Source organism: Parabacteroides sp. Marseille-P3160 (assembly GCF_900162725.1).
GTDB lineage: Bacteria > Bacteroidota > Bacteroidia > Bacteroidales > Tannerellaceae > Marseille-P3160.
In genome coordinates, this window is sequence record NZ_LT799418.1 from 1,240,817 (window position 1) to 1,245,468 (window position 4,652).

5 protein-coding genes are annotated in these 4,652 nt (G+C 38.7%); all 5 read right to left on the reverse strand.

Annotated features, from left to right (window positions below):
* The coding region (locus BQ8014_RS04990; protein ID WP_080905825.1) for a nucleotidyl transferase AbiEii/AbiGii toxin family protein at window positions 1-494 on the reverse strand (494 nt) is incomplete at its 3' end.
* A complete protein-coding gene (locus tag BQ8014_RS04995; protein WP_080903403.1) occupies window positions 449-775 on the reverse strand; it encodes a DUF6922 domain-containing protein in 327 nt (108 codons plus the stop codon). The genes BQ8014_RS04990 and BQ8014_RS04995, both read right to left, overlap by 46 nt.
* A 249-nt stretch (window positions 776-1,024) precedes the next feature.
* On the reverse strand, window positions 1,025-3,331 hold the full coding sequence (locus BQ8014_RS05000) for a T9SS type A sorting domain-containing protein (protein ID WP_080903404.1): 2,307 nt from the start codon (window positions 3,329-3,331) through the stop codon (window positions 1,025-1,027).
* Entirely contained in the window at window positions 3,328-3,774 is a 447-nt protein-coding gene (locus BQ8014_RS05005) for an META domain-containing protein (protein WP_160150033.1), read from the reverse strand. The genes BQ8014_RS05000 and BQ8014_RS05005 overlap by 4 nt, the downstream gene beginning before the upstream one ends.
* A gap of 623 nt (window positions 3,775-4,397) precedes the next feature.
* On the reverse strand, window positions 4,398-4,652 hold a 255-nt coding region (locus BQ8014_RS05015; protein ID WP_080903406.1), incomplete at its 5' end, for a DUF6922 domain-containing protein.

Sequence of the window (4,652 nt, forward strand, 5' to 3'; positions counted from 1 at the left end):
GGTCTGATTACATTTGAATCAGGAAACTTGCGTTCATATAATCTCAGCATTGAATTAAAAGGGAAACAGGTGGAAAGGAAAGCTATATCTATGAAATCCTTTAATCTCGAACCATTGTCAGCAATAGCAGAAAGTTTCATGGCAACGATATCCTCTATGCTATACAACCTGATGCCGGATTCTGTGTACGGCTTTTCGAGATATTCATATGAATGGGTTATGCAATCTATTTTAATGCCGTCCATGGTACCTTTCAAGGTATTTCTCTCCATAAAGTCAGTACGGAAGCCATAATTATCATGAAGAAATGTTTCCAATTTTCCTGCATCAAATGGCTCCGACGTGAAAAGATCCAGGTCCGCACTTATCCTATGGCCTAAATATAGAGCTAAAGAAGTTTCTCCCGCCAGATTAAAACCTGACATGACACTTTCAGCTTCCAGTTTCTTCAGGAGTCCAAGAGTTGATCCCGCAACAGTTTCCGTGTATAACATTTCAACTCTTCTTTTTTAAGGTCAAAAGCGACACAAACAAAATTCATGTCCCGTGCCGATAGGCTGGGAACTTCTTTTATTATTTCCCTGAATCCTTCTATGCCACCATACAAATTAAACGCAGCGTAAAAATCCTTCACCCATCCTCTTTCAATGACACGCTGAACCACAATCTTTCTTGATTTCCACCAGTCAAAACGGGACAGGTCGTATTCCCAAAGCAAGGAAGGGGAGATTGAAGAATCGCCTGTGTATTTTTTATATTCGTCAAATAGAGTCATTTCCCCGTTCTTTTCGTCTGATTACAAATTTAATACATTTTCCCGGAATGTACAATTAATCAGGCGGTTTTCATCATTCATATCCTCCTCCTTTATCTTTCTTTCGCGAATCGGAGGTCTTTTTCGTGTGAAGCGAAGGCGATCGAGATTGTCCATTCTTTTCAGGAGTGAGAAAATCTCAGATATTGGAAAGGGTTGCTTGGTAGTGCATGCTACAAGCAACCCTTTTTTCAAAATAATCAGGTTTCTCTATTCTACCAGTAGCTTCTCACGATACGTTTGCCCGTCTTTAATGATGAGGACAAAATAGATTCCTTTAGGCAAACCGTCAATCGGAATTTGAACGGTCGTTTCACTTGCAGTAAGTCTCTTTATCAACCGGGTCGTACTCCAAAGCTGGATCTCGTATGTATTCTTTCCTGTCATTCTATCTGCGGCTTGGAGTGTCGCTTCCTCTTTCAACTTCACCGTCACTATATCTTTGGCTGGATTTGGGTAAACGGAAAAAGAGAGATTCTTTTCAGAGGCAAGTGCCTCTCTGGAGATAGCGACTAAATCAACATCCCCAAAAGCTATTATTTGTTCTTCGGCTGTTTCATAGGTATTGCCATTTGGCTCATCGACCTCCAGATTTATATAAAAAATAGTTTGTTTCGGAGGCTGTCTCAGAATTGAAACTTCATTGTTCACAGTTGGGGTAGTACTTGCCGTTGTTCCGGTTATAACGGATTGCAGCGTAATGGAACTTGCTTCTCCTACCAATACGGAAGCCATGCCGGTACCGTCTTTCCTCAACCACCACCGATAGGAACTTGCCGGACAAGTGGTAGCGGCACTGAGTGTTGTGGATTGTAAGTATAAAACAGACATATTTCCTTCGATAGAAGCTTTGATACCGACCCATACCGACTGTTGCGGTAAGGAGATTTGATTGCCGTTCACACTCAGAGTCGCATTTACCCAACTGTATCCGCCACCGGTTGCCGAAAATGTACAGGAAGAGGTATTCTGTCCGGAAGAAATAGCCAGATAAGGCCCGCACTGCCAAGTTACCGTTGCTCCCTGCGGGAGGTTTTCAATGGTATAGGTCGCTTGGTCGCAGATGGTAGAGGGGCCGGAGATGGAATATGGATGCATCCCATTTAAAGTTGTTGGATTTGTTCCAAGGGGATCCAACCAATGGTCAAGACGCCGTCGATTGTCGGAATTGTTATTTCCTGTCCAAGAAGTACTAAATTTGCCATAATTGGCAATATCTTCGGATGGATTTAAACAATTAGGATTTGAACACAATCCCGCTCCATATAATTGTCCAATAACTCTACGATTGTTATTTATTAAAGGAGAGCCGGATGACCCCCCTTCAGTAACAGACCATCCATGCGTTGTAGATTGCCAATTCACTCTCCAAAAATAGCTGTTTCCTGAAGAAAAACAGTTTGAATTAGATGGAGTGATGCTATATGTCGCTATTTTCTTTACATCTCCATTCGGGTGATGAATTCCGACTCCTCCGGTGCCGCTATTACCCGAACGATCCCAACCAAGATAATAGGGAGTAACTCCAGTTCTGTTTAATGGGTTTTCCGTTAAACTCAACAAAGCAAAATCAGAAATATCGTTGTTTGCAACAACAGTAGCTCCGACAGTCGATATAATCAAAGGCTCGTATGTATTGGAACAATCAGGACTTTCGTAATGCCAATAAAACGACCAATGATTCAAATTCGGATTACTAACAGCATCATATTTGATATCATTATTAGCCCATCCTCCTAAACAATGATCTGCCGTCAGAAATAAAGGGCGATTATCATTGGCGGTCGTGTTTATCAATGATCCAGTACAATATCTGTTCCCGTTTACGAGAATCAGTGCTACGGCATTTTTTTCATTTTCCCAGTTTTGACCTTCTTGACAGTTTATATTCACTTGGCAATCACCTGATTCTTCATAGTTTTTTACCTCCATTTCAGGTATTTTGATATATCTGTATCCATGCACGACATAAGCGATGGATATTATACCTTGTTCTTGTATATCAGATGGTTGATAATATTCCAAACAAACTCTATCACCATATACCAAACCAGTAGCAAAACCTTGTATATCCTTTTGGCTTCCTTTATTATTAGAGGAAGTATATGCTCCTAAAACATGTTGCTTGTTTTCACTATAAACAAAGAATTTTGCTTTTTCCGGTATCCAAAACTTGTCGTACAAAAAGTTTATCGAAAGGGCATCCGGGCAATAAATATTTAACTGCCATATTTTATCCCCGTTCTCTAAAGTCGTCCATGTTCCTGAATTCTCAAGGTTAAAATCCACTTTGTGAAGGAACCCGAATCGTGGAGGGATACCGTTTTCTTCATCTTCTAAATCCTCCTCACTGATGCTTTTCATATCCAAAGGAGGCATTGTCTTTAAATCAACAGTAGTTCCTTTAAGCAGGGAAATATCCTTTCCAAAACTAATGGGTATTTCTCCTGTGCTAATTTGTGAAAATAGCCGAACAGATAATCCGCAAAGGAATAGTATGATTAATATACGTTTCATGATATTATCGGTTTAAAAAGTAAAAATTGTTTTTTACTATTGTAATATAATTCCAGTCCTCTTTCGGTAATTGAGTAGGACTCAACTTTCAGCAGACTTTCTACATATAACTTTCCATCATACAATTCATTGATTTCTGTTCCCCCAAGATTCAAAATTTTCAGTTCTTTATCTTGATAACTTATTTTATATTTTCCTGTTACTTGATTTGTAGATGTTTGCCCGCTGAATGTTCCATCTTCATGAAATGTTAATGTATAACATTCTTCACAATCCTCCGGTTTCACTGTCTGAATTTCATTATTTTCTGTTGTTCCAAATCCGACTAATTTCCATGTCTTTAATAATTCGGGTTCGCTGAATTTGTCACTATCATCACATCCTCCTATTTCAAATAGACTAAGAAAGGATAGAGTAATAAGTAGTAATTTATTTGTTTTCATATACATAGTTTTTAGAATAAATAAACTCGTTTGATTAAAATAGATTATTAATGCGAATACTGATTCGCATGTTCCTTATCGTCTGGTGGAGTAAATGTTTTCATACGTATTAAAATTTAGATATTGGATGGTTACAATCTATAAAACAGATGCTTAATTCTTTTAAAACGTTGCATCAACTATTCAAAAAAGGAAAGCGCAACGGTCGTAAAACCTGCCGGGGATTTTGCAGAGGGTGTGTTTCCGCATGAGAATGTCATAAAGACCGGTTCACATTCAGTCCCTCAAATTTAAGTAAAGTAATTGAAATTCTTGCACTTCTTTTGCTAGTTTATTTTCGGCTTTATTCAAATGATTCCCCGCTGGCGATTGCATGGTATCCGGGAGTATTTTCACAAAAACAGTTAGAATTGTTCAATGCTTATGGATATTCTTTTTTATCGACATTGACTTTCGAGGAAGCGGAAACGACTCAAAAATTTTATTTTGCACTTTGGCCATCTCAACCAATCTTTTTTCAATGAGTTTCCAATCATATTCACCATTCAACATAACAATATCCTCTTCGAAGCCTATGTCATCAAAGTATGTAATGGCTTTAAAAGGTTTGATTATATTTTTCTTCAGGAGTCCAAGAGTTGATCCCGCAACAGTTTCCGTGTATAACATTTCAACTCTTCTTTTTTAAGGTCAAAAGCGATACAAACAAAATTCATGTCCCGTGCCGATAGGCTGGGAACTTCTTTTATTATTTCCCTGAATCCTTCTATGCCACCATACAAATTAAACGCAGCGTAAAAATCCTTCACCCATCCTCTTTCAATGACACGCTGAACCACAATCTTTCTTGATTTCCACCAGTCAAAACGGGACAGGTC